At 38.3% G+C, this 24036-nt stretch carries 25 protein-coding genes and 1 pseudogene; 20 read left to right on the top strand and 6 right to left on the bottom strand.

The features are described from left to right. The first annotated feature begins 64 nt into the window (after nt 1–64). From Q1A31_RS06135 to rapZ, 10 genes are all read left to right on the top strand, one after another. A complete protein-coding gene (locus Q1A31_RS06135; protein WP_299873848.1) occupies nt 65–1042 on the top strand; it encodes a calcium/sodium antiporter in 978 nt (325 codons plus the stop codon). Nucleotides 1043–1225: 183 nt separating this feature from the next. Beyond that, the gene (locus Q1A31_RS06130) at nt 1226–2206 is read left to right on the top strand and encodes an SIS domain-containing protein (RefSeq protein WP_299873845.1); all 981 of its coding nucleotides are present in this window, start codon (nt 1226–1228) and stop codon (nt 2204–2206) included. After that, entirely contained in the window at nt 2207–2764 is a 558-nt protein-coding gene (kdsC, locus tag Q1A31_RS06125) for a 3-deoxy-manno-octulosonate-8-phosphatase KdsC (protein WP_299873842.1), read from the top strand. A 75-nt stretch (nt 2765–2839) separates the two neighbouring features. Next, nucleotides 2840–3382, top strand: coding sequence for an LPS export ABC transporter periplasmic protein LptC (gene lptC / locus Q1A31_RS06120; RefSeq protein ID WP_299873839.1), 543 nt, complete (start codon nt 2840–2842; stop codon nt 3380–3382). Next, nucleotides 3351–3893, top strand: a complete 543-nt coding sequence (gene lptA, locus Q1A31_RS06115; RefSeq protein ID WP_299873835.1) for a lipopolysaccharide transport periplasmic protein LptA — start codon at nt 3351–3353, stop codon at nt 3891–3893. The genes lptC and lptA overlap by 32 nt, the downstream gene beginning before the upstream one ends. 63 nt (nt 3894–3956) lie before the next feature. Further along, a complete protein-coding gene (lptB, locus tag Q1A31_RS06110; protein WP_299873833.1) occupies nt 3957–4724 on the top strand; it encodes an LPS export ABC transporter ATP-binding protein in 768 nt (255 codons plus the stop codon). A gap of 138 nt (nt 4725–4862) precedes the next feature. After that, nucleotides 4863–6320: an RNA polymerase factor sigma-54 gene (locus tag Q1A31_RS06105; protein WP_299873830.1), complete on the top strand. Its 1458-nt coding sequence runs from the start codon at nt 4863–4865 to the stop codon at nt 6318–6320. Between the two features lie 115 nt (nt 6321–6435). Further along, complete coding sequence (gene raiA / locus Q1A31_RS06100; protein WP_299873827.1) at nt 6436–6771, top strand: ribosome-associated translation inhibitor RaiA; 336 nt, start codon at nt 6436–6438, stop codon at nt 6769–6771. A 227-nt stretch (nt 6772–6998) separates the two neighbouring features. Continuing rightward, nucleotides 6999–7472 carry a PTS sugar transporter subunit IIA gene (locus tag Q1A31_RS06095; protein WP_299873824.1) on the top strand — a complete coding sequence of 158 codons (474 nt, stop codon included), beginning with the start codon at nt 6999–7001 and terminating at the stop codon, nt 7470–7472. Beyond that, nucleotides 7472–8320, top strand: a complete 849-nt coding sequence (gene rapZ / locus Q1A31_RS06090) for an RNase adapter RapZ (RefSeq protein ID WP_299873821.1) — start codon at nt 7472–7474, stop codon at nt 8318–8320. Before Q1A31_RS06095 ends, rapZ begins: the two co-directional genes overlap by 1 nt. Before the next feature lie 37 nt (nt 8321–8357). On the opposite strand, the gene pyrF is transcribed toward rapZ, so the two are convergent. From pyrF to cmk, 5 genes are all read right to left on the bottom strand, one after another. Further along, nucleotides 8358–9059, bottom strand: a complete 702-nt coding sequence (gene pyrF, locus Q1A31_RS06085; protein WP_299873818.1) for an orotidine-5'-phosphate decarboxylase — start codon at nt 9057–9059, stop codon at nt 8358–8360. 118 nt (nt 9060–9177) lie between these two features. Then, nucleotides 9178–10227 carry a hypothetical protein gene (locus Q1A31_RS06080; protein ID WP_299873816.1) on the bottom strand — a complete coding sequence of 350 codons (1050 nt, stop codon included), beginning with the start codon at nt 10225–10227 and terminating at the stop codon, nt 9178–9180. Between the two features lie 210 nt (nt 10228–10437). After that, entirely contained in the window at nt 10438–10743 is a 306-nt protein-coding gene (locus tag Q1A31_RS06075) for an integration host factor subunit beta (protein ID WP_299873813.1), read from the bottom strand. A gap of 186 nt (nt 10744–10929) precedes the next feature. Beyond that, the gene (gene rpsA / locus Q1A31_RS06070) at nt 10930–12594 is read right to left on the bottom strand and encodes a 30S ribosomal protein S1 (RefSeq protein ID WP_299873810.1); all 1665 of its coding nucleotides are present in this window, start codon (nt 12592–12594) and stop codon (nt 10930–10932) included. 184 nt (nt 12595–12778) lie between these two features. Further along, a complete protein-coding gene (gene cmk / locus Q1A31_RS06065) occupies nt 12779–13465 on the bottom strand; it encodes a (d)CMP kinase (protein WP_299873807.1) in 687 nt (228 codons plus the stop codon). A 144-nt stretch (nt 13466–13609) separates the two neighbouring features. Between cmk and Q1A31_RS06060 the strand changes: the two genes are divergently transcribed. Beyond that, on the top strand, nt 13610–13987 hold the full coding sequence (locus Q1A31_RS06060; protein WP_299873804.1) for a hypothetical protein: 378 nt from the start codon (nt 13610–13612) through the stop codon (nt 13985–13987). A gap of 177 nt (nt 13988–14164) precedes the next feature. Then, on the top strand, nt 14165–14893 hold the full coding sequence (locus Q1A31_RS06055; RefSeq protein WP_299873801.1) for a hypothetical protein: 729 nt from the start codon (nt 14165–14167) through the stop codon (nt 14891–14893). Between the two features lie 166 nt (nt 14894–15059). Here Q1A31_RS06055 and Q1A31_RS06050 read toward each other — a convergent pair whose 3' ends face one another. Further along, nucleotides 15060–15560, bottom strand: a complete 501-nt coding sequence (locus Q1A31_RS06050; protein ID WP_299873798.1) for a PaaI family thioesterase — start codon at nt 15558–15560, stop codon at nt 15060–15062. 252 nt (nt 15561–15812) lie between these two features. Here Q1A31_RS06050 and rplU point away from each other — a divergent pair. From rplU to Q1A31_RS06010, 8 genes and pseudogenes are all read left to right on the top strand, one after another. After that, nucleotides 15813–16106, top strand: a pseudogene (gene rplU, locus Q1A31_RS06045) (50S ribosomal protein L21); the annotation flags it as partial. Next, nucleotides 16098–16499 carry a helix-hairpin-helix domain-containing protein gene (locus Q1A31_RS06040; RefSeq protein ID WP_299874073.1) on the top strand — a complete coding sequence of 134 codons (402 nt, stop codon included), beginning with the start codon at nt 16098–16100 and terminating at the stop codon, nt 16497–16499. The pseudogene rplU and the gene Q1A31_RS06040, both read left to right, overlap by 9 nt. A gap of 193 nt (nt 16500–16692) precedes the next feature. Beyond that, on the top strand, nt 16693–17400 hold the full coding sequence (locus Q1A31_RS06035; protein ID WP_299873796.1) for an RDD family protein: 708 nt from the start codon (nt 16693–16695) through the stop codon (nt 17398–17400). Continuing rightward, nucleotides 17400–18416, top strand: a complete 1017-nt coding sequence (locus tag Q1A31_RS06030) for a stage II sporulation protein M (protein ID WP_299873793.1) — start codon at nt 17400–17402, stop codon at nt 18414–18416. The genes Q1A31_RS06035 and Q1A31_RS06030 overlap by 1 nt, the downstream gene beginning before the upstream one ends. Beyond that, entirely contained in the window at nt 18413–20017 is a 1605-nt protein-coding gene (locus Q1A31_RS06025; protein WP_299873790.1) for a hypothetical protein, read from the top strand. Before Q1A31_RS06030 ends, Q1A31_RS06025 begins: the two co-directional genes overlap by 4 nt. Continuing rightward, nucleotides 20010–21356 carry a DUF4350 domain-containing protein gene (locus Q1A31_RS06020; protein WP_299873787.1) on the top strand — a complete coding sequence of 449 codons (1347 nt, stop codon included), beginning with the start codon at nt 20010–20012 and terminating at the stop codon, nt 21354–21356. Before Q1A31_RS06025 ends, Q1A31_RS06020 begins: the two co-directional genes overlap by 8 nt. A 78-nt stretch (nt 21357–21434) precedes the next feature. After that, on the top strand, nt 21435–22412 hold the full coding sequence (locus Q1A31_RS06015; RefSeq protein WP_299873784.1) for a MoxR family ATPase: 978 nt from the start codon (nt 21435–21437) through the stop codon (nt 22410–22412). A gap of 29 nt (nt 22413–22441) precedes the next feature. Then, nucleotides 22442–23776 carry a DUF58 domain-containing protein gene (locus Q1A31_RS06010; RefSeq protein WP_299873781.1) on the top strand — a complete coding sequence of 445 codons (1335 nt, stop codon included), beginning with the start codon at nt 22442–22444 and terminating at the stop codon, nt 23774–23776. Nucleotides 23777–24036: the final 260 nt, after the last annotated feature.

The following is a 24036-nucleotide window of genomic DNA, read 5'->3' as shown; positions in this document are numbered from 1 at the left end:
ACTCTATTATCCGGATTGAATAAAGTCTGTATAATCCCTCGTTTTTCCAAGACTAAATCAATTTATGTTAACTTTTGTTGCCGCTATCATTTTCGGGCTATTTCTATTGATATGGAGTGCAGATCGTTTTATCGATGGTGCTTCTAATATCGCCAGAACGATGGGTATTTCTCCACTTATTGTTGGCATGTTAATCATTGGTCTTGGTACTTCAGCACCCGAAATGCTGGTATCAGCGGCAGCGGCTTTACAAGGCAATCCTGGCTTGGGTATTGGTAACGCAATTGGTTCTAATATCACTAACATTACGCTAGTGCTTGGTGTGACCGCGATGTTCTTCGTACTACCAGTACATTCGCGCTTATTGAAGAAAGAAATACCGCTAGTTTTGGCTTCTGCAATTCTTGCCTGGTTGTTAATGCTGGATAACTATTTCTCGCGCATGGACAGTGTGATTCTTGTTTGTGCGATGGCCGGAATTCTTTACTGGATGATATCGTCAGCCAGAAGAGACAGGCACACTCATGACCCTTTAATTGATGAAACTCTCGGAGAATTACCCGAAGCAATGCCCTTTAAACAGGCCATCATCTGGACCATAGTAGGACTTTTACTTCTTTTAGTCAGTTCTAAATTACTCGTTTGGGGCGCTTCGAGTATTGCCAGTATCATGGGCATTACTGATTTGGTTATAGGACTAACGATAGTGGCTATTGGAACAAGTTTACCTGAATTAGCTGCGACCATAAGCAGTGCTCGTAAAGGTGAAACTGATCTCGCGGTAGGAAATATAGTAGGATCAAATCTATTTAATACATTAGCTGTTTTACCTATCCCTGCTTTGATACAACCACTGGAAATACCAGAAGGTGTATTGGATAGAGATATTTGGGTAATGTTAGGATTAACTGTCGTTTTGTTGTTGTTTAGTTATGGCTGTTTCAAAAATGCCCGTTACAAAATTACTAAATTGAATGGTTTAGTGCTTTTTCTAGCGTTTATTGCTTACGAAGCCTTACTTTACTTTAAGACTATTCAGTAGCACACATTTTAATCAGCTTCTTTAAAATGGTCATTTTTATACTAATCTATACGTTAAAATCGTTTAAAGTACATAAAATAAAGTACTGTAACTAACACTGATGCTCTATCTGATAAAACGTATAAAACACTGTTAACGGATCTACGATTTTCAACATCAAGTCACAAAAGTAATATGAGCAATATGAAAAATAACAACACAAGAGATTTTATCGGATTAGCTCAAGCTGTCATTAGCGCAGAGATAGAAGCCGTCGAGGCCTTAAAACACCGACTCGATGAAAATTTTGTAAATACCTGCGAAGCAATCCTGGCCTGTAAAGGACGCGTGATTATTTCTGGCATGGGAAAATCCGGACATATCAGCAATAAAATAGCTGCAACTCTGGCTAGTACCGGAACCCCTGCATTCTTTGTGCATCCCGGTGAAGCGCTACATGGTGATTTGGGTATGATTACTGCGGAAGATGTAGTCGTAGCAATTTCAAATTCTGGGACCACTGAAGAAGTAGTCATGTTAGCGACGGTGGTTAAACGATTAGGCGCTATGGTTATTGGCATGTCAGGTGACATAAATTCGCCTCTGGCTAAAATTTCAGATTTTCATTTAGACATTGCGGTAGAAAAAGAAGCATGTCCGATGGGATTAGCCCCTACCTCAAGTACTACAGTTACCTTAGTTATGGGTGATGCTCTAGCAGTTGCATTGTTGCAAGCAAGAGGATTTACCCCTGATGATTTTGCAAGGTCTCATCCTGGTGGTCGCTTAGGTAAACGATTACTGGTTCATGTTAGAGATATCATGCAAGACGGTGAAGCCACACCAATCTGCTTACCAGAAACGACATTGAGTAACGCTATTTTAGAAATGACCAGTAAAAAGCTAGGTGCTACTTTAGTCAGCGATAATGATAATAACTTGTTAGGTATTTTTACCGACGGCGATTTACGTAGAGCCTTTGAAGAAGGTATCGACTTGAAAAAGGTTAGCATCGGTGAAATTGCACACAAAGATTGCATTACGACTCAAAGTGATGAGCTTGCTGTGAACGTGTTAAACCTGATGCAAGATAAGGAAATTACAATTTTACCGGTTACTGATGATAATGGAAAAATTCAAGGTATCGTACACATGCATGACTTACTAAAAGCTGGAATCGTATAAATGAGTGAATTATTAAATAATGACAATCAAGCACTAAGAGAAAAAGCCAAAAAAATCAAACTGCTCATTTTTGATATAGATGGGGTATTAACCGATAGCAGCTTATTCTTTGATAATCAGGGTCAGGAATACAAAGCGTTTAATTCTAAAGATGGTCACGGCATTAGATTACTTTTAGATAACGGTGTGAATGTAGCAATAATAACTGGCAGAAAGTCTGAACTCGTCATGCATCGTGCTAATAATTTAAAAATTCCACCCGAATATATATATCAAGGTTATCGAGATAAAGTACCGGCCTTTTACGAGCTGTTAGAAAAAACAAAGCTGGATAAAGAGAATATTGCTTTCATAGGTGACGATGTCATTGACCTGCCGATTATGAGCCAGGTTGGATTATCCATAGCTGTGGCTGATGCACACTGGTTTGTTAAAGAAAACTCGGATCTAATTTGCACCATTAATGGAGGACGTGGCGCTGGACGCGAAGCGTGCGAATTCATTCTTGATGCACAAGGTAAACTAGATGATATTCTTCAAAGTTATATTCGCAGTTAAATAATCAGATCCATAGACCATGTTGATAAAAATACTGACAAGAGCCTTTAAATGAATCGTAGTGGGTTACTCTTTTTGATTATAGCGACGGTGATTGCGCTGGGGTTTACCTGGTTAAATTCTACATGGCTTACTTTCAAAGGTTTTTCGATATCGAAAAATGAAAAACTTATCGATTATTACCTAAGTGATTTTACCGTTTTAAATACTTATCCAAATGGCAATATGCATTATTTGATAAAAGGTGAACATTTAGTTCATCAACAATCAACAGGAGCGAGTCAAATTTTCTCACCTCTGCTAAAGGCCAAAGATACAGATGGAGAAGTCATAACCTTAACCGCTAAAAAAGCCGAGCAAATTAAAAAGGATGGCCCTATAAATCTTGATGGTGAAGTGGTTGCCGTTAAAGACAGTAAAGAAGTCACAAAAAGTTTTGAATTGCTAACCCGAAATTTGACTTATAATCCTCTGATTAGAGAGCTTTCTTCAGAAGAGGAAATTACCCTGACTTCTGTAAATGGAATTATTAAAGGCGTAGGTTTTAACACCAAACTCGATGAAGAAGAATTAAGGATTCATAAAAATGTACAAGCCATATTTATCCCTAGTAAATAAACTCAACAAAACTGCTTGGTTTTTTATTGCAGCCATTGCACTGTCAACACTGGTTGTTTCCCCTAGTCATGCGCTTAAAGATGATATAGAAAAACCCGTCCACATAAATGCAGACAGCGTTTTATTTAATAAAGCTAAAGGCCTGGCTGTGTACGAAGGAAATGTGACTATAGTTCAAGGTACGCTTGATATTAGAGCATCTCGAATTGAAATAAATGCGGTGAACAATGAAATCAGTAGAATTACCGCTAATGGCTCACCCGTAAGTTTTCAACAAAAAATGGATGATGGTAAATTAGCAAAAGGTAAGGCTAATAGAGTCATTTATCAGGTAAAAGAAAAGCGTATTGTGCTTGATGGAAATGCCAGTATTTCTCAAAACAATGACCAATTCACTAGCAACCATATCGAATACTCAACCCGCAATGGCGAATTAAAAGCAGGCGATAAAAATGCTCCTGGTAAAGGACGAGTCAAAGCTATTTTCTACCCTACTAATAAAACTAAATAGGCTTTTTAAGACTTCAGATAACAGTTTTAATAATAACTTTTATGATAGGTAATAGGTAAACCATTGAGTGTTCTAATCGCAAAAGACTTACATAAAAGTTATGGTAAGCGCGTCATTTTAAAAGGCATATCACTAGAAATAAACAGTGCTGAAGTGGTTGGTTTACTGGGTCCTAATGGAGCAGGAAAAACGACCTGCTTTTATATGGTGATAGGATTAGTAGCTATTGATAAAGGCAGCGTCTTTATTCAATCTACGCCTTCACCAGACTCAGAATCAAACACAAAACCAGAAACCGTAGATCTCACCAAGCTCACTATGCATTTAAGGGCTCGCCAAGGCATTGGCTACCTTGCTCAGGAAGCAAGTATTTTTAGAAAACTCAGTGTCGCCGATAATATTTTTGCCATTCTTGAAACCAGAAGCGACCTCAATAAAATCGAACGTCGCGACAAACTAGAAAACCTTTTAGAAGAATTTCAGATAACACATTTGCGAGATAGCTTAGGAATTAGCCTTTCTGGTGGCGAACGCAGACGCGTAGAAATTGCCAGAGCACTAGCTACAGAGCCTTCATTTATTCTTTTAGATGAACCATTTGCTGGCGTAGACCCAGTATCAGTGATTGAAATCCAGAAGATTATTTCTCATCTCAAAGCAAGAGGAATTGGTGTTTTGATTACAGATCATAATGTAAGAGAAACACTAGGTATCTGTGATCGTGCTTATGTTTTGGGTAATGGAGACATTCTTGCAGATGGATCCGCCGAAGATATTTTAAATAATAAACAAGTGCGTGAAATCTATTTAGGAGAGGATTTTAAATTATAAATCAATTCATATTTGCCTAAATCTAAAAAGCTAATAATAGATATGCAATATCCGTACCATTAATCATTTTTTTTTCAATTATTTTCAACACGTGCTACAATTTATTCACAATAAAAAAGAGCATTCAGAAATTACAAAATGATAAAACAGGGTTTAAATATAAAACTTGGACAGTCTTTGTCCATGACCCCTCAATTGCAACAAGCAATTAAACTTTTGCAGCTCTCATCTACAGAACTCGAACAAGAAATTCAGGAAGTACTCGATACAAATCCCCTTCTTGAAAGAACCGAAGACTCTCAACCGATTGAAGAAAAACCCACAACAAATACCGAATTAGAAGGCACAAACGCTAAAGAAGAACATATCCCTGAAGATATGAAAATAGACGCCGATTGGGATGATATCTACGATCCCGAATGGAAAACATCTAATTCTGAAAACGGCAGCTCGAATAGCACCTCTGACTTTATCGAAACGATGCACTCATCTGAACAAGGCCTCACAGAACATCTAATGTGGCAAGTAGAGATGGGTAACTTAAGTTTTCAAGATAAAGAAATCGCCAAATTGATCATAGATTACTTAGATGATGACGGCTACCTGACCGAACCGCTTGAACAAATACATGAAACACTAGAAGATATATTACTTGTCGAATTTGATGAAGTTGAAGCAGTGTTAACCTATGTTCAACATCTTTCACCTTCTGGAATTGCTGCACGATCTCTGGGAGAATGTCTTGTTTTGCAGTTAGAACATGAATATTCTGACCACGCATTGTTCAAAAAAGCGAAACGCTTATTAGAGAAAAATCTGGACTTGCTGGAAAAAAGAGATTATACAGGTATTAAAAGAAATTTAAGAGTAACGGATACAGTACTAGAAAACCTAATACATCTGATCCGTAAATTAGATCCTAAACCGGGCAAACTCTTTAATGATTCTTCGACCGATTATATTGTTCCAGATGTATATGTAAAAAAAATAAATGGTAAGTGGAAAATTTCACTGAACGGAAGCACTAAAACGGAGTTAAAAGTTAATAGCTACTACGAAGATATGCTGAAAGAACCAACACAAAAAACCGCAAGTAGTCAGGAAACTAATAAGTATATTAAAGACAACCTGCAACAAGCTAAATGGTTTATCAATAGTCTTGAGAATCGTAACAGCACTATTCTAAATGTGGCACATGCCATTATCGAAAACCAACTTCCATTTCTTCAGTATGGCGAAGAAGCCATGAAACCCATGGTATTGAGTGATTTAGCCGATCAATTAGGCATACACGAATCTACTGTTTCTCGCGTAACCACACGTAAATATATGCACACTCCCAGAGGCGTATACGAATTCAAATTCTTTTTCTCCAGCCACGTCAGCACTGATGCAGGCGGAGAATGCTCAGCGACCGCAATACGGGCAATGATTAAAAGCCTAATTGCCAAGGAAGATCCAAAGAAACCGCTGAGTGACAACAAATTGACGAACTTGCTCAATGAGCAAGGAATCAATGTAGCGCGACGTACTGTCGCAAAATATCGTGAAGCACAATCGATACCTTCTTCTCACGATCGTAAAGCTTTCGCATAGGAGTTCAACTATTTAAATAAAAGATAGTACAAGTATCAATAGCTTCACACAGCGATCTACTGAAAGGGCTTTCAGGTTAAGAATCGCAACAACCTCAATGATAGGAGTGAAAAATATGCAATTAGATATTACTGGTCATCACATTGACGTAACCCCATTACTTAATAACTATATACGGGAAAAAGTAACACGCTTAAAGCGTCATTTTGATCAAGTTCTCAGCATTCATGTCATCTTAGAAGTTCAAAAACACCACAATAAGGCTGAGGCCTCTATAAATGTAAGTGGTAATCATATATTTGCAGATGCTGATGAACAGGATATGTACGCAGCAATCGACTCACTCGCTGACAAACTAGACCGTCAGATTCTTAAGCATAAAGAAAAGATACGAAGTCATCATAGAAATGAAGGAAACCATAGAAACATAGTTATGGATCAGTTCGCTTGAAGCTTTAGATCTAACAGCTTCAATTCATTTTAAAACAACGCTTTAACAAATGCCTCTTATAGAAATTATAAGGGGCATTTTGAATTATAAAAATAATCGATATTCTTCAAAATTTAAAAACAATAACCCGTTTCATTCTATTGTAATAGAATCACTATAAAATATTCTGTAATATCAAAGATTAACAAGCCTCAATAAATATAAAATCTCATAGGGATTAATAGTGCATGACAGATAACCAAAGACTTCCACTTTTAGTACCCGAGAGAGTCGCCTTCGTAAAAAAAATTGAAAGCAAGAAGTGTGTATTCGATGCTTTAACCGAGTTACTTGAAAAAGGTCAAAAAGAAGTTACTAAAAATCAAATTTTTGATGCACTGGTATCACGCGAAAAATTAGGTGATACATATATCGGTAACGGCATAGCTCTCCCAAGAGCGCATGTAGAAATAACCAATCCTAGAGCAGCGCTATTAGTTGTTAAACAAGGATTAAGTCTAAATAGTGCTGACAAAAAAGACATTAAACTCTTTTTAGCCATTTTAGTCCCTAACAAGCAGCAAAAAGAATGTTCAGCAATGCTTTCTGACTACTACAGAAAACTTCTTAAAGATAAAGAACTAGACTCGATGTTAAAGTCAGAAAATGCAGAATTAGTCGCACAGTATTTTGATAAGTTTTTTAATTTAGAGAACGCGTAATGCATATTATTATAGCAAGTGGAATGTCCGGAGCAGGAAAAACACAAGTACTTCATACACTTGAAGACCAGGGTTACTATTGCATCGATAATCTTCCACTTGAGTTATTTGAAAACGTATTTGAAACAGATCGTCTGTTAAAGCATCAAAAAATTGCCATTGGTGTAGATATACGTAGTGGAAAAAAATACCTAAAAAAATTGCCAGAAATGGTGGCAAAATTAAAGAAAAGATTTAGAACAGATGTGATTTATTTGTATGCCGGCAAATCAGTTCTGATCAAACGTTATGACGAAACTCGCAGAAAACATCCCTTAAGTAACTCAGAAACAACACTCAGAGAAGCAATACTTAAAGAATATGATTTGATTGCACCTATAAGAGAAATAGCTGATATTCAAATCGATACCAGCACAACCAATATTTACGAACTGGCGTCAAAAATAACCTCAAGAGTTTGCAATACAAAACAACAATCATTATCGCTAATGTTTCAGTCTTTTGGATTTAAGCATGGCACACCAAGAGATTCTGATTATTTATTTGATGTTCGCTGCCTACCTAATCCCTACTGGATACCTGAATTACGCACACATACTGGCTTAGAAACAGAAGTTTCTGATTGGTTATCATCTCATGACATCGTCAATGAAATGGAAAATGACCTGAAGTATTTTATCGAAAAGTGGATACCTAGAATCATTTCCAGTCAAAGAGCCTATTTAACTATCTCTATTGGTTGTACGGGTGGTCACCATAGATCGGTGTACTTAATAGAAAAGCTGGCTAGGCATTTTGAAACTATTTATAAAGATGCTGTGATTGTTCAACATCGAGAGCTAGAGTAATCTCTTTTCAATTATTTTATAATTTTTCTCAACTATCTCATTGCATATCCAGATTTATTTGATCAATCACCGCTAACGGATTGTCTGATTGAGTTATCGGTCTGCCAACTACTATATAACTAACACCATCAGCATTTGCATCCGCAGGAGTCATCACACGATGCTGATCTCCCTGATCTGAACCTGTGGGTCTTATTCCAGGTGTTACCAACAAAAAATCTGGTCCCAACGTCTCTCTAAGCATTTTTGCTTCTCTCGCCGAACAAACAATCCCATCCAAAGTAGAAGCCTTGGTTAACCTGGCTAAATGCTTTACTTGCTCTTCCGGAGATAAAGTAATATTCGTGCTTGCCAACTGCTCTTTATCCATTGAGGTCAAAACCGTTACTGCAATCAGCTTGGCATTTGAATCTGTTTCTTCAAGCGCCTGTTTCGCTGCAAGCATCATCTTTTGTCCGCCACTGGCATGTACATTCATCATCCACACACCCAAATCTGCTGCACTTCTGCAAGCTGATGCAACCGTGTTGGGAATATCATGAAATTTCAGGTCAAGAAAAACATCAAAACCTTTATCGACCAAGTGTTTTACAAAGTCCGGACCTGCCGCAACAAATAGTTCGAAACCCACTTTAAGTTTACAATTCTCTGGTGAAAGCGGTTTGATAAACTGTATGGCTTGTTTCTTATTTGGGAAATCAAGGGCGATTATTAATTTACTAGATAGCTTATTAGGCATGACGCATTCTCAAAGTAGTGTTTATATATTTGTAATTATAAAGAAAGTCACCCCCCTACTTATAGGCATTTTTTAGGTGATTATCTAATTAAGTTAAAATTTATTATAGAGCTAAACGTTAAGCATGCTCTACTGTATCCCAATGGTGACAGGCTGGACAACGCCATAAATAATCATGCATCTTATAGCCGCAATGTTCACAACGGAACGCAGGAGATCCTTTAAGATAATTTCCTAACGATTGATTGACCAGAAGCATTCCTTTTTCAGGTTGAAACTCCCCTTTTCTGGCATTGATATATTCTGTTGCTCTATAGATCGACTCAATATTAAGCTTCTCTGTTGGCAAGGTATCAGCAATCAAAGTATCAACATCGGTCGTTAATTCATATTTAGTCGACAGCGAGAGTATTACTTCAAAAATAGCCTTATCTTTATGCTTTTTGAACAACTTTAATAGTGAATCCTGAACAAAAGGCATATCTCCTGTTTGATTTGCCGTTTCTTCAATTTTTGTAGACAGCATGTTTAATAAGCGACTGTCCTCCTGGACTGCTTTCAAATAATGCTTCAAAGCTTGTTTATATTGCTTTTGATGAAGTGCTACATCACCTTGTAGGGTCATCAAACGTGTTGATGATTTATAAGCCTTTTTAGCTTTGGCAATATAACCATCTACCTCATGCAGATTTCCTTCTCTAAGTGCCTGATCAGCTAATTCACAGTAATAATGTGAAATCAGACTATCGTTATTTATAAGATTATTTGAATCGTCAGATTTTTTGGTATTTTGCTTAACACAATCCGTAGCCTCGACGGCTTTTTGCCACTCTTGTGTTTGCTCATAGATAGTTCTGAGAGATGAACATATATCAGATTTTGATATCCACTTTACGTTACTTTCAAGTAGCTCTTGAAAGACACTTTCTGATCTATCCAGCATACCGGCAGCGAAGAAGTCCTGCCCTAAAGCGTACATGGCTTTCTGTTTTTGCTTGGCATTTAAATTAGAACGAGCAATCACGTTTTGATGAACGCGCAAAGCTCTATCGACTTCGCCTCGATCTCGAAACAAATTACCTAGTAGTTGAAATGTTTCAGCGGTGTATTCATCGATATCAGGGTAATTGAGGAAAACTTCCAGCGCCTTGTCTGGCTCTTCACTCAATAAGTGATTAACACCTTTTACGAAACTATCAGATAGTTGTGCTTTTTTTTTTGATTACTTTGCAAGCTTTTACGCGCTGCTCTCCAGCCCGAATAAAAAGCAAGCGGAAGTAGTAAGAAGAGTATCTCTACCATTTATATATCCGATCTGTAGGTTGCAGTTTTTAAATGCAAAAAAACTTAAAGTGAAAAATCACTTTAAGTCATTGAACTAATCTTGAATAGGAAAATTATCTTTGTTTTCATTAACACGTTCACGCATTTCTTTGCCCGGTTTAAAATGTGGCACATGCTTTGGTGATAATTGAACTTGTTCTCCTGTTTTTGGATTACGCCCTTTTCTCGCCGTTCTATGATGTAATGAAAAACTACCAAAACCTCGTATCTCGATTCTTTCACCACTGGTTAAAGTATCGCTAATCTGGTCCAATAAAATCTTTACTGATAGTTCTATATCTTTACTACTTAAGTGACTCTGTTTTCTCGCAAGTATATTTATAATTTCTGATTTGGTCATTTATGCTCTCCCTGCATTTCAGACGATCTATTAATAGACAGAAAATGTTATTTTATTATTAATTATGACTTACATAATAGTCGACAAAATTTAATAAGCAACTGAATTTACATAAAAAAAGCCGATTATGTATAAACATAATCGGCTTCTGTGTGACGTTTAATAAATAAACTTAAATATTAAAGTTTACTTATCCAACTGCTCTTTAAAGATATCACCTAAAGTACCTGTTGTAGCTGAAGCTGAACTGTACTCTTTCATTACTTCTGCTTCTTCAGCGTAGTCTTTAGCTTTGATAGAAAGATTAATTGCACGAGTCTTACGATCAACACCCATGAACTTAGCTTCTACTGCATCACCAACACTCATTACTGTAGATGCATCTTCGATACGATCACGTGAAATTTCTGATGCACGTAATACGCCTTCGATGTTTTCGCCAAGATCAATCTTAACCATCTTAGGAGTAACTTCAGTAACAGTTCCTTTTACGATACTGCCCTTCTCGTTAGCTGCAACAAATAGTGAGAATGGATCTTGATCCATCTGCTTAACACCAAGAGAAATACGCTCACGCTCAGGATCAATCGCAAGAATAGTCGCTTCAACTTCATCGCCTTTCTTATAATCACGTACTGCTTCTTCACCAGGAACATTCCAAGAGATATCAGACAAGTGAACCAAGCCATCAATTCCGCCATCAAGACCGATAAAGATACCGAAGTCAGTAATTGACTTGATAACACCTTTTACTTTCTCGCCTTTAGTTGCAGTCTTAGCAAACTCATCCCAAGGATTCGCTTTACATTGCTTCATACCAAGAGAGATACGACGACGATCAGCATCAATCTCAAGGATCATTACTTCAACTTCATCGCCAAGTGTTACAACTTTAGCTGGGTTAACATTCTTGTTTGTCCAATCCATTTCAGATACGTGAACAAGACCTTCAACACCATCTTCAATTTCAACGAAACAACCGTAGTCTGTTAGATTGCTAACTTTACCTGTAAGAACAGTGTTAACAGGGTAACGACGTACAAGATCTTGCCATGGATCATCACCCATTTGCTTAAGACCCAGTGATACGCGGCTCTTTTCTTTGTCGAACTTAAGAACCAATACGTCGATTTCAGAACCGATTTCAAGAACTTCAGAAGGGTGCTTAACACGCTTCCAAGCCATGTCAGTGATATGAAGTAAACCGTCAATGCCACCAAGATCAATGAACGCGCCGTAATCAGTAAGGTTCTTAACAACACCTTTGATTTGCTTACCTTCTTCAATGCTTTCAAGAAGTGCTTCACGTTCAACACTGTATTCATCTTCAACAACTGCACGACGAGAAACAACAACGTTGTTACGCTTCTGGTCAAGTTTGATAAGTTTGAATTCTAGTTCTTTGCCTTCTAGGTAAGCTGTATCACGTACTGGACGTACATCAACTAATGAACCAGGAAGGAAGGCACGAATATCGCCAAGTTCAACGGTGAAACCACCTTTAACTTTGCCAGTAATCACACCTGTAATAATTTCATCGTTTGTTAGTGCTTCGTCAAGAATTTCCCAAGCGCGTAGGCGACGGGCTTTCTCGCGAGATAATTTGGTTTCACCAAATCCATCTTCAACACTTTCTAGTGCAACTTCAACAACATCGCCAACTTCAGCAACCAATTCGCCTGCTTCGTTTTTAAATTGCTCTGCTGGGATTACGCCTTCTGACTTAAGGCCTGCACTTACTGTTACAAAATCTGGAGTTACGTCAACGATAGTTGCAGTAATCAAAGACCCAGGGGTCATCTCGATATACGTTAGACTTTCTTCAAATAACTCCGCAAAACTTTCACTCATGGTATAAAACCTATATATACGTTAGTAAACCCATACTAAACGGTTAAATTAAACCTTCGCCAATCAGTATTGATAGACATAAGGTGTTCATTAAATAGCGATACATAAAGATAGTTACTTCTGTTTTCTATCGGGCTTTTAAGGACCACTATTTTTTAAAATTCTGATTAAATATGATGTGTAATTAGTAGACTTTTTCAACCGCTTCCATCACAGTATTTACAACCTCACCGATACTCATAGTACTGGTATCAATAATAATGGCATCTTCTGCAGGAATCAGTGGCGCATCCTTACGATTAGTATCGCGGGCGTCGCGTTCTTCAATATCACGAATCAAGCCGCGCAGGTTAGCATTTATCCCTTGTTGTTTCAACTGATTAAGACGGCGTTCTGCACGAATTTCAGCGCTAGCAGTAAGGAATATCTTAATTTTAGCCGTGGGGAAAACAACCGTACCCATATCTCTTCCATCTGCAACCAAACCTGGTTCCGTTTGAAATTGTCTTTGACGTTCAAGCAAGGCCTTTCTAACACCAGAAACAGCTGCTACTTTAGAGGCTGCAGCTCCCGCCTCTTCGGTCCGAATGTCATTTGTGACAGTATTGTTATCAAGAATAATATCTACGATACCGCTATCTCCAGGCTTGAAACTTACATCTAAGTCACGAGCTATAAGACTTAGTGCCTCATCATCATCTAATTCAACCTCTTTTATATGCGCTGCCAAACCTACAAGTCGGTACAAAGCCCCACTATCCAGAAGATTCCAGCCTAATCGAGTAGCGATTGATTGAGATATCGTCCCTTTACCTGAACCTGCAGGACCATCGATAGTAATAATAGGAATATTTTCTCGCGTGATATTCATTAATAATTATTCGCTGTTAAAATAAAATGCGAATTATGCCTGTTTTATTGACAAAACTCATGATTTCTATCTCTATATTAGTATATACATATATACTAATTGTATTGCACAATACTTTTATAACTTTAAGACAAGGAGATCATCATGAAAAAGTTAATGCTAATAGCCACCTTATTTATGGCAAGTTTCTTAGTAACACCAGCTACACATGCTTCAGATTTTTTTGGAGGCAATAATGGCGAGTGGAAAATGGGACCTAACGGCCCTTACTGGGATGAAAGTGACTGGCCAGAATGGACCCCCATGTATTGGATGGAAGAGTTTATGGATTCCTGGGACGATAATAATTGGGGTGGAAACAACTGGGGCGGTAATTACGGCGGATATAATCGTGGCTATGGAATGCCTAACGGTGGATATGGAATGAATCCATACGGATATAATAACCAAGCGCCTTATGGCTACATGCCTCCCAATGGCGGATATGCCTACCCACAGGCCCCTGTTGCTCCTGCGCAATAATAAAAAAATAGATACCCAAATAAATCTAGTATTGAAGGGCTAAATTTTTAGTCCTTCTTTCTTATGCTAATATTTATATACGAGCTCTATCAATTTAAAAAAAAATATGACTATCGGCTATTCGCTTAGGTTTTCACTTATATCTTTTAATTTTTGTACATTTTATAAGGACGTCTCATGAAAAAAATAACACTGATCTTTTCCATTTTATTAACAAGCTCTGCATTTGCATCACCCAATAACGTTACAAATCCCCCACGTTATTTTTCTAATAATTCTGCTGCCCCTTACTATAACAATAATGGTTCTAACTGGAACATGCCGAGCATGAACTGGGGTAACGGCAACGGTTATAACAATGGATCGAGCTGGAATATGCCTTCTATGAACTGGGGCAATGGAAACGGAAATGGTTATAATTCAGGCAGCAATTGGAATATGCCAAGCATGAACTGGGGCAATAATGGTGGTGGTAATAACTGGAATATGCCAAATATGAATTGGGGCAATAACAATGGCTACAATAATGGCTCAAACTGGAATATGCCAAATTTTAACTGGAACAACCAACAACGCCCATGGAATTATAGCTCTAGAGGAAATTATAATAACAACCAATATGCTCCTGGAATTCAACAAAGAGCACCCATGATGCCAACCCCACCTCGTTTTGCGCCGAGGTCTTTAGCAAACCCTAACGTAAACCAACAGACTTTACAGCAACCTATTAAAGAAATGTTACCGCAAAATACGCAAAATCAACCAGTTAAAGCGAATTCAGTTGAGACTCAGGTTTCATCAAAAGTCAATGATATAGTAAATAAAATTCCTTCACCCAATGAAGTGAAAGGCGTCATTCTTGCTCCTGAAAACAAAGCAACAGAAGCACAAGAAGCTCCAAAATAAATCAATTAACCAAAATTGAAATAAGTTAATTTAGTCACCCCCCTACTTATAGGTAGTTTTTGTGATTTTCTAAAAAAGTGCCTATAAGTAGGGGGGTGTCATTCAACTCATTAAAGACATATCAACCATCACTAAACTTTATATATTCAATTTACATACTTTTAGTTCATTGCTTTAAATAACCACTCTTTCTAATTGCCACTACACATTCAACCAAGGTACACAACTCACCTGTACTGAGATACAGACCGTATTCAAAAACGGGATTACTGCGACCTCGCTCTTGCAATTCTTTAAAAATCTGTTCTTCTTGTTCTCTCGGAAAATCAAAGCGCAATTCCAAATCTGTATTTCCGGGACGTTGAAAATCAACCGTTAACTTTCTAGTCCACACTTGATAATCACTAAACACTTTTGCACAGGCCAATGGCGCGATTGGATCAGCCAAGGAAGCTTGATAGCCTCCAAACATACCACCACCATGATTTTTTGAAATCCATGTTAGTGGTAATGTAATCCTTACCTTTCGCCAATTATCGGATAACGATGTTACCTTAATACGCATCATCCACCATGCTGGCCACAGTTCTAATCGCTTTTCTTCAGATAGAAACCCTAAGTATTTTTCTGCAAATTTTATACTGTTGAAATGAAATAGTTTTCTCACATTTTATCCTAAACTTGACCGTATCTTTTGTTGCAATTATCTTAGCTCAAAAAGACAAGCGGATTAGTTAATAAATCTCTGGATAAATGATTTAATAAATACACAAATAACTCTTTGAATATTAAATTGGATTATTTCCCCAGAAGCCTTGACAACACAGGCGCTTTCACGTGTAATCGCGCGCCACAGCAAAAGTACAATTAATTGGTGCTTTAGCTGCTTTTTTAACACTCGTATCGAAGGAATAATAAAATGTACGCAGTAATCAAAACAGGTGGTAAACAATACCGTGTTGAGCCTGGAAACGTCCTTAAAGTAGAAACTTTAGACGCAGAAGTTGGCGCTACAGTAAATTTTGAAGAAGTATTAATGATCGCTGATGGTGATGATGTCACTGTTGGAACACCTACAATAGCTAGCGCTAAAGTAGTTGCTGAAGTAATTGCACATGGTCGTGCAAAGAAAGTAGAGATCGTTAAATTCAGACGTCGTAAGCATCACCAGAAACGTACTGGTCACCGCCAGAACTTTACACAAATTCAAATTCAGAACATCAATGGTAAAGGCGCTCCTGCAAAGAAAGCAAAAGCCGCTACTAAAGATGCTGACGCAGAGACTAAAGCTAAGCCAGCTAAAGAGAAAGCAGAAAAGAAGCCTGCAGCACCAAAAAAGTCTACTGCTAAAGATGACTTAACAAAAATTGAAGGTATCGGACCTAAAGCTGCAGAAGCATTAGTAGCGGCTGGACTTGTTACTTTCGCTGATGTTGCTAAAGCAAAAGTACCTGCAATTCAGACTATTCTTGATGAAGCTGATGGCAAATTCGGTGCAATGAAACCTGACACTTGGCCAAAACAAGCAAAGCTTGCAGCCGATGAAAAGTGGGATGAGCTAAAAACATTACAAGACGAATTAGATGGTGGAATCGAGAAGAAATAATTTCTTTTTAATCATTAATTTGTATCTGATTGTATTCATTTGCAATCATAGAAAAAGCAGTTCATCTTGAACTGCTTTTTTTTGTCTGTTATATCTAGTAAATTAATTTTCTTACACTGGGATTTATCTTTATCAATCTTGATATGTTCGAGATACAATAAAATCATCACTTATCTATAAATAGAAATGATCAATGACCCTCGACACCCTTTATCAAGTTAATACACCTGAAGGCATAAGTTTAAGACTTTCACCAGCTGGGCCTGTTGTAAGAATGCTTGCCTGGATCATTGATATTCTTATCCGCCTAGCGATTAATGGCGTATTTTTTGCTGCATTAGCTTTTTTCGGTAAAACAGGCATTGGTATCGCATTAATCCTCTCATTTATACTCGAATGGTTTTACCCCGTTTACTTTGAGCTTTATAAAAAAGGTCAAACACCGGGTAAAAAAATGTTTAATTTATATGTGTCGATGGAAGATGCTAGTCCTATCAGCCCAGGCGCATCAATTATCAGAAACCTATTAAGATTTGTAGATTTTCTTCCCTTCCTTTATGGCTTCGGTTTTATCAGCATGTTGCTTACTAAACGTTTTCAACGTCTTGGTGACCTTGTAGCGGGTACCGTGGTTCTGCATAAATCACTCAACTACCCAACCATTGAAGAAGATAAAACCAAAGCAATTTCTCCTCCTGTTGCATTAAATCTAAGCGAACAGCAGGCACTTATTCGGTTTCAACAACGTATCCCTTACTTAACTGCTGAACGCGCTGAAGAACTCGCTCAAATTGCCACCCCATTGTTATTAAAGAATTCAAGTGAAAATAGCATTGAAAACAAGCAAGCCAGCTCCCGATTATTAGGTATTGCAAACTGGATCATGGGAGCTAAGCACTAATGAGTTCAGTCAGGCAATCTCAATTCATTGAAAAAAACACAGCCCTTTGGGACACTTTTGAAAACTGGTTAGATTATCAAGATCTGACATTCTGGAAAAAAAGAAGCAAAAAGAACAAAATTGAAGCACCAGAAGAGATAGATTTACCAAAAGTCTATCGCCAGATTTGCCATCACTTTGCCTTGGCAAATTCTCGAATGTATAACCCAGTACTTGTCGACAAATTGAACAAGCTAGTGGTTCGTGGACATCATAAGCTATATAGCAGCAGAACTAATTTCATCGGCAATATAATGAAATATTTTGCCGTCGATTTCCCTCGCTTAGTCAGACAAGAATGGAAAATAGTCAGCATTGCTGCAGCACTTTTTTATGTTCCTTTTATCGCTATTATTATTGCCATCCAGTTTTTTCCTGATCTTATTTATAGCGTGATGGATGGCAGCATGGTTAATAATCTGGAAGACATGTACGAACCTGAGCGTAATCAACGATTTGGCCGTGAACGAGAATCTGATACCGATTTATACATGTTTGGTTATTATATAAAACACAATATTGGCATTGATTTTAAGATGTTTGCAGGTGGCCTGTTATTTGGTATTGGCGCCATCTTCTTCCTGGTTTTTAACGGTATCTTTCTTGGTGCGGCATTTGGTCATATGACCCATATCGGTTATATCGATAGCTTCTGGGGCTTTGTTGTTGGGCATGGCGCATTTGAGTTAAATGCTATGGTTTTATCAGGTGCTGCGGGTTTAAAACTTGCTGAGGCGCTAATCCGTCCAGGTAGAAAAACCCGAGGGCGAGCACTGATAGACAATGGAAAAATCGCTGTATTGATAATGTACGGCGTGGTCGTGATGAGTGTAATCGCTGCATTTCTGGAAGCCTTCTGGTCATCAACAGTCATGCCTGTGATGATTAAATATGTTGCCGGCGCGATACTCTGGACAGTGGTTGGCATGTATTTCTATTTTCTTGGTCGCACGAGTCGGGCTTCAATACATTCATGAATCTCAATGAAATAACAGCCAATATCCGTTTGAGAAACCCTTGGGAAGCCATTGATCTTGGATTTTCAATGGTACAAAAGTGGTGGCTATCCATATACCTGCCACTCGCACTTCTAACCTTTGGCATTGCTTCCGTTTTATACCTAATTTTTCCAAAAGGAAATGTCTGGATTGCCAGCCTGATTTTCTGGTGGTTAAAACCTCTCTATGACCGAGTCATATTACATATTTTAAGTCATAAACTGTTTAATGATGAACTCAGTACCTGGCAAGTGCTTAAAGCACTCCCTTCATTAATCTGGAATACTGGTCTATTTCAGAGCCTGACATTTAGACGATTCTCATTATCCAGAGGTTTTAATTTACCTATCTGGCAATTGGAACAATTAAGAGGATCTCGCAGGTCCGAACGACAATCGGTATTACATCAAATCGCACACACTTACGCCGCCTGGTTAACCATTGTGATGGTCAATATAGAAATTGTTATTGTCATTTCATTGTTTGGCTTATTCATGCTTTTCCTTCCAGAGAAAACAGCCAATGATTTTTTTGTGGGGATGTTTTCAAACAAAGTAGAGTACGAAAGATGGATCGATCTACTGAATTATTTATTTTATGTCTTTGCGGTCACGCTGATTCATCCGTTTTATATAGGTGCGAGTTTTGCCCTGTATATCAATAGAAGAACCCAACTCGAAGCATGGGATATTGAACTGGACTTTAAAAAGCTAGCATTGCGTTTTGAAACGCTCGCTAGAAATCTAATACCCGCCCTTCTTTGTGTATTTACCTTATCTCTATTATCTACGTCATCACCTGTCGCAGCAGATGAAGTAACTAATGTAGATCCGAATTCTGAAATAGAAGTCACTGAGTTTCTATCTGATGAGAGACTTCCCGCAGAATCGTCAAAGCAAGTCATCAAAGAAACAATGCTGACCAAAGAGTTAAATGACAAGCAAACCGTCACTTACTGGGTTAGAAAAGATACCGCCAAAAAACCGAAAAATGATCCTGACAAATTTTCATTTGCAGACTTCTTCGAACCCTTTGCAAAAATAATGGGTTTCATCATTGAGTTTGCCTTATGGATATTGGTCGCTATCGTATTATTCCTGTTATTCTATTTTCGTGATAGTTGGTTACACCTCTTCAATATCGAACGAAAAGCCAAGAAAGAAAGCTATCAAGCACCTGAAGTTATGTTCGGTATGGATGTCAGACCCGATTCATTACCCGATGACATCATCAGTGAATCCAGGAAACTCTGGGACAATAAACAACACAGAGAGTCGCTGAGTTTATTGTACCGTGGCGCATTAATTAGACTCATTAATATTGAGCACGTGCAACTTAAAGACAGCTTTACAGAAGGCGATGTACTCAAACATTCACAAAAGAAAATAAGTGAAGCTAAACACCTATTTCTGGATAATCTAACCAATAACTGGAAGATGATCGCCTATGCGCACAGACACCCTACAAATGAAGCGATGGAACAGTTATTCAATACATGGGTTAGTGATTTTGCCATTGAAAAAGTGTTATCAGATTTAGAATCAAACACTTCAAAAAAAGATGGTAGCAAAGATGAGTAAACCACTCGGAATCACTATCACTGCTTTATTCGCGTTATTACTCGGTGGCGCTATCTATGTGTTTTTAGAAACGCATGAGAAAAAAGAAAAAACCATCCACACGGGTTTATTTGGCGAAGCCAGAAGCAACCCGTTATATGCCGGACGCGTTTTTCTTAAACGTATGGGTATCCCAACAGAAACCAAAACCAGTGTTCAGGGTTTTACTGGCTATCCAAGTACCGACACCGTTATCGTCATCAATTCTAAACGCACAACGCTATCCGCTTATCAAACTCAACAACTCATCAATTGGGTTAAAAGAGGCGGTCATGTGATTGCACTCGCTACGAATAAATGGCGTTTTCACCGATCAGATAAAAGCCTGGAATCGGATAATACTGAATCAATTGACTCGATAGACGGCTACCAAAGTACCTCTATCGACAGTCGATTGACAGATAATATGTACAGTCCTGATCCTCTGCAAAATTACATGGGAATTAGTACTGGTAACAAAATTCAGTACGAAGACTTAACAGCTGTTGATAAAAAACAGCTTGATAAAATTGAAGAACACGAAGAAGAAAACGATAGTGCAGATGACTCGACTGAACATCTATTCAAAATCAAGTTACAGGATGCTCCAAAAGCACTAGCCATTCAAAACAGTTGGTTCCACCCTATTCTTGTAGACCCTTATTATCAGGATAAAACAGAAATCGTAAAACTACGTTCTTCTAATTTCATCGTGAGACAAAAAATAGAAAACGGATTAGTTACTTTAGTTTCTTCATTAGACTTCGTAGAGAATAAACAAATTGAGAAAGCTGATCATGCAGAAATCTTCTGGCACCTGATTCATGGCATCAATCAACCTATCGACCAACCTTCAAAAGTCTGGTTGATCCATAGTGACAAAATGCCACCGTTATGGGATTTGATCTGGCGAAATGCCTGGATGTTTATTATTTCTTTACTGGTACTTTTTATTGCATGGTTATTACAGGCAACACGCCGCTTTGGACCCGCTATCCCTAAGCACGCAGAAGATCGTCGTAGCTTGACTGAACACATCAGTAGCAGTGGTTCTTTCTATTGGAAACATAACCATAAACAAGAACTTCTGGAAAGCACCCGGGATGCTATCAATCAAAAGTTAGTGTTATCACACCCTAACTGGAATCATTTAAACGAAGAACAACAAATAACGCTAGTAGTTAAAGACCTGGAATTGAGTAAAGCGATTAAGGTAAACCCTAAAGATATTCATCGCGCACTTTTTTCAACATCCATTGAAAAGCCTGATGAATTTACGCAGACCATTCGCACTCTTGAGACCATTAGAAGTACGAAATAGAGATAGAAACAGACAAATAAAACTGAAAATATAAATACTTATCAATACGATACAAACGAATTAATGAAAGGCCACAGTATGACCGAAATGACAAATATGACGCTTGAACAAGCTAGTGAATTAGCACAACAATTAAAAACAGAAATTGGCAAAGCTGTTATTGGCCAAAAACAGGTAATACATGAAACGCTAATTGCATTGATTGCGGGTGGCAATGTATTAATTGAAGGTGTCCCCGGTCTTGGTAAAACCTTATTAGTGCGGGCTCTGGCAGCAACATTCTCTGGTCAGTTTAACCGTATTCAATTCACCCCGGATCTGATGCCTGCTGATGTAACAGGACATACACTCTATGATCTGGACAATAAATCTTTCAGCGTTCGTAAAGGTCCTGTATTTACCAATTTACTGCTTGCAGATGAAATCAATCGTGCGCCAGCCAAGACCCAATCAGCTCTATTAGAAGTAATGCAGGAACGCCAAGTGACCATTGAAGGTGAAGCACATCCTGTTCCACTACCATTCATGACGTTAGCGACACAAAACCCGCTAGAACAGGAAGGCACCTACCCATTACCCGAAGCACAACTTGATCGTTTTCTACTGAAAATCTATATCAATTACCCACGAGATAACGAAGAAAGTTTAATGGTTGCCGCTGTAACGAATAAGCAAACTGGTAATCAACTGAATATTTCAAATGTATCAGCAGTAGCTACTCCGGAGACGATACAAGCCATGCAAGCTTTGGCAGCGGATATTGAAGTCGATAAAAGTGTCATTGAATACGCGGTAAGAATCGTTCAGGCAACGCGAGATTGGCAAGGTCTGAGTATTGGCTCTGGTCCCAGAGGCAGTATTGCATTAATCAGTGCTGCACGTGCTCAGGCGATGTTACATGCTCGCGATTACATTACACCTGATGATATCAAAGAAATAGCATTGCCGGCCTTACGTCACCGTTTAGCACTTGCTCCCGAGATGGAATTAGAAGGTTATTCAACGGATCAGATATTGCAGGGTATCCTCGATAAAATCGAAGCACCTAGACAATAAGGCACTTTTTAATCCATAGATAATAAAACATGCTTTCTAAACTCCCAATCCCGGATCGACAAACCTTCTACTTGATAGCGGCGCTTGCTGCTATCGGTTTGATTGCAATATTCATCCCTGCGCTAACCCTGCTGTGGAAGATTTCAGCAGCCATAATTGCTGTTATTCTTGTTGCTGATCTGCTTATTAGCACCTTTATTTCAAACCCCAAAGATATCATCTCGGTAGAACGCCATCTGCCTGGCTCTATTCCACTGGGAGTCAGCCGTCATATTGAATTAATCATCCATAATAAAAGTAGCAAGCCGCAAAACCTCGATATATTTGATCATTTTCCGAATGAAGTCCATGCAGAAGGCTTACCTGTCAATATCAGTATTCCGGGAGAGCAGCACGCAGAAATACAGTACAAAATAATTGCCAATCAAAGAGGAAAATTAATATTTCCCAAGGTGCAAATCAAACTGCAATCGGTGTTTAAGTTTTGGCGTATAAATCAGTATTTACCAGTCAGCAGTGAAACCAATGTGTATCCAAACTTTGCGGCTATTTCTCATTATGCGCTATTAGCCACTGACAATAATTTAAGTCAGATGGGAATTATCAAAAAAAGAAGGCGTGGTGAAGGTCAGGATTTTCATCAGCTGAGAGAATATCGTGAAGGTGACGCTATGCGTCAAATTGACTGGAAAGCTACCTCCAGAGTGCAAAAACTCATCTCACGTGAATATCAGGACGAGAAAGATCAGGAAATTATTTTCATGCTCGATTGTGGTCACCGGATGATGGCTAAAGATGATGATCTTTCGCATTTCGACCACACCCTAAACGCTTTATTACTGCTTTCCTATGTGGCTCTGCGACAAGGTGATGCTGTCGGCTTAATGACATTTTCAGGTGAAGATCAACGCTGGTTTAGTCCACGTAAAGGACAACACAATGTACAACAAATCCTTAACACGGTGTATGACCTTCAACCCAGTACTTCATCCCCTGATTACAGTAAAGCGGCAACGGACTTATTAATTCGTCATAAAAAACGTGCCTTGGTGATTATTTTAACCAACACTAGAGATGAAGATGGCGATGATCTGTTACCTGCGATTAGTATCTTGAAAAAGCGGCATCTGGTATTACTCGCCAGCCTTCGGGAATCGAGTATTGGCGATATGTTAGATAAACCGATTGAAGATTTAAACGACGCGCTAGATAACTCAGCGGCGCATCATTATTTACAGCAACGCAAGAGTACCTTTGAAGAATTAGTAAACAACGGCATTAGAGCCATGGACGTCAGTCCTGATAAGCTAACAGTAGATTTAATTAATGCTTATTTATCGATAAAGAGTAGCGGCGCACTTTAGCTTAGTTTGAAAGCATGGTTTGGAAGCGTGGCTTGGATGCTGTATTGATGAAGTTGAAGGTCCCCCCCCTACTTTAACTGACTTTTCATTTCGTTGTTTTAAATGATAAAAGGAACTTATGCTTTGTGGAATGATATTAAGTTTTTGTTTTTTAAAAACGTAATAGAATTTATACATAGCTAGAGGCTTTTTTTGATCTTAGTAAATAGCTATTTCTTAGCTATATCTTAACTGTGGTCTTAACTATTTTTTTATAGCTC

This window comes from uncultured Cocleimonas sp. (genome assembly GCF_947495625.1).
Taxonomy (GTDB): domain Bacteria; phylum Pseudomonadota; class Gammaproteobacteria; order Thiotrichales; family Thiotrichaceae; genus Cocleimonas.
The sequence above is the reverse complement of the archived record's forward strand: the minus strand, read 5'-3'. Positions and strand labels throughout refer to the sequence as shown.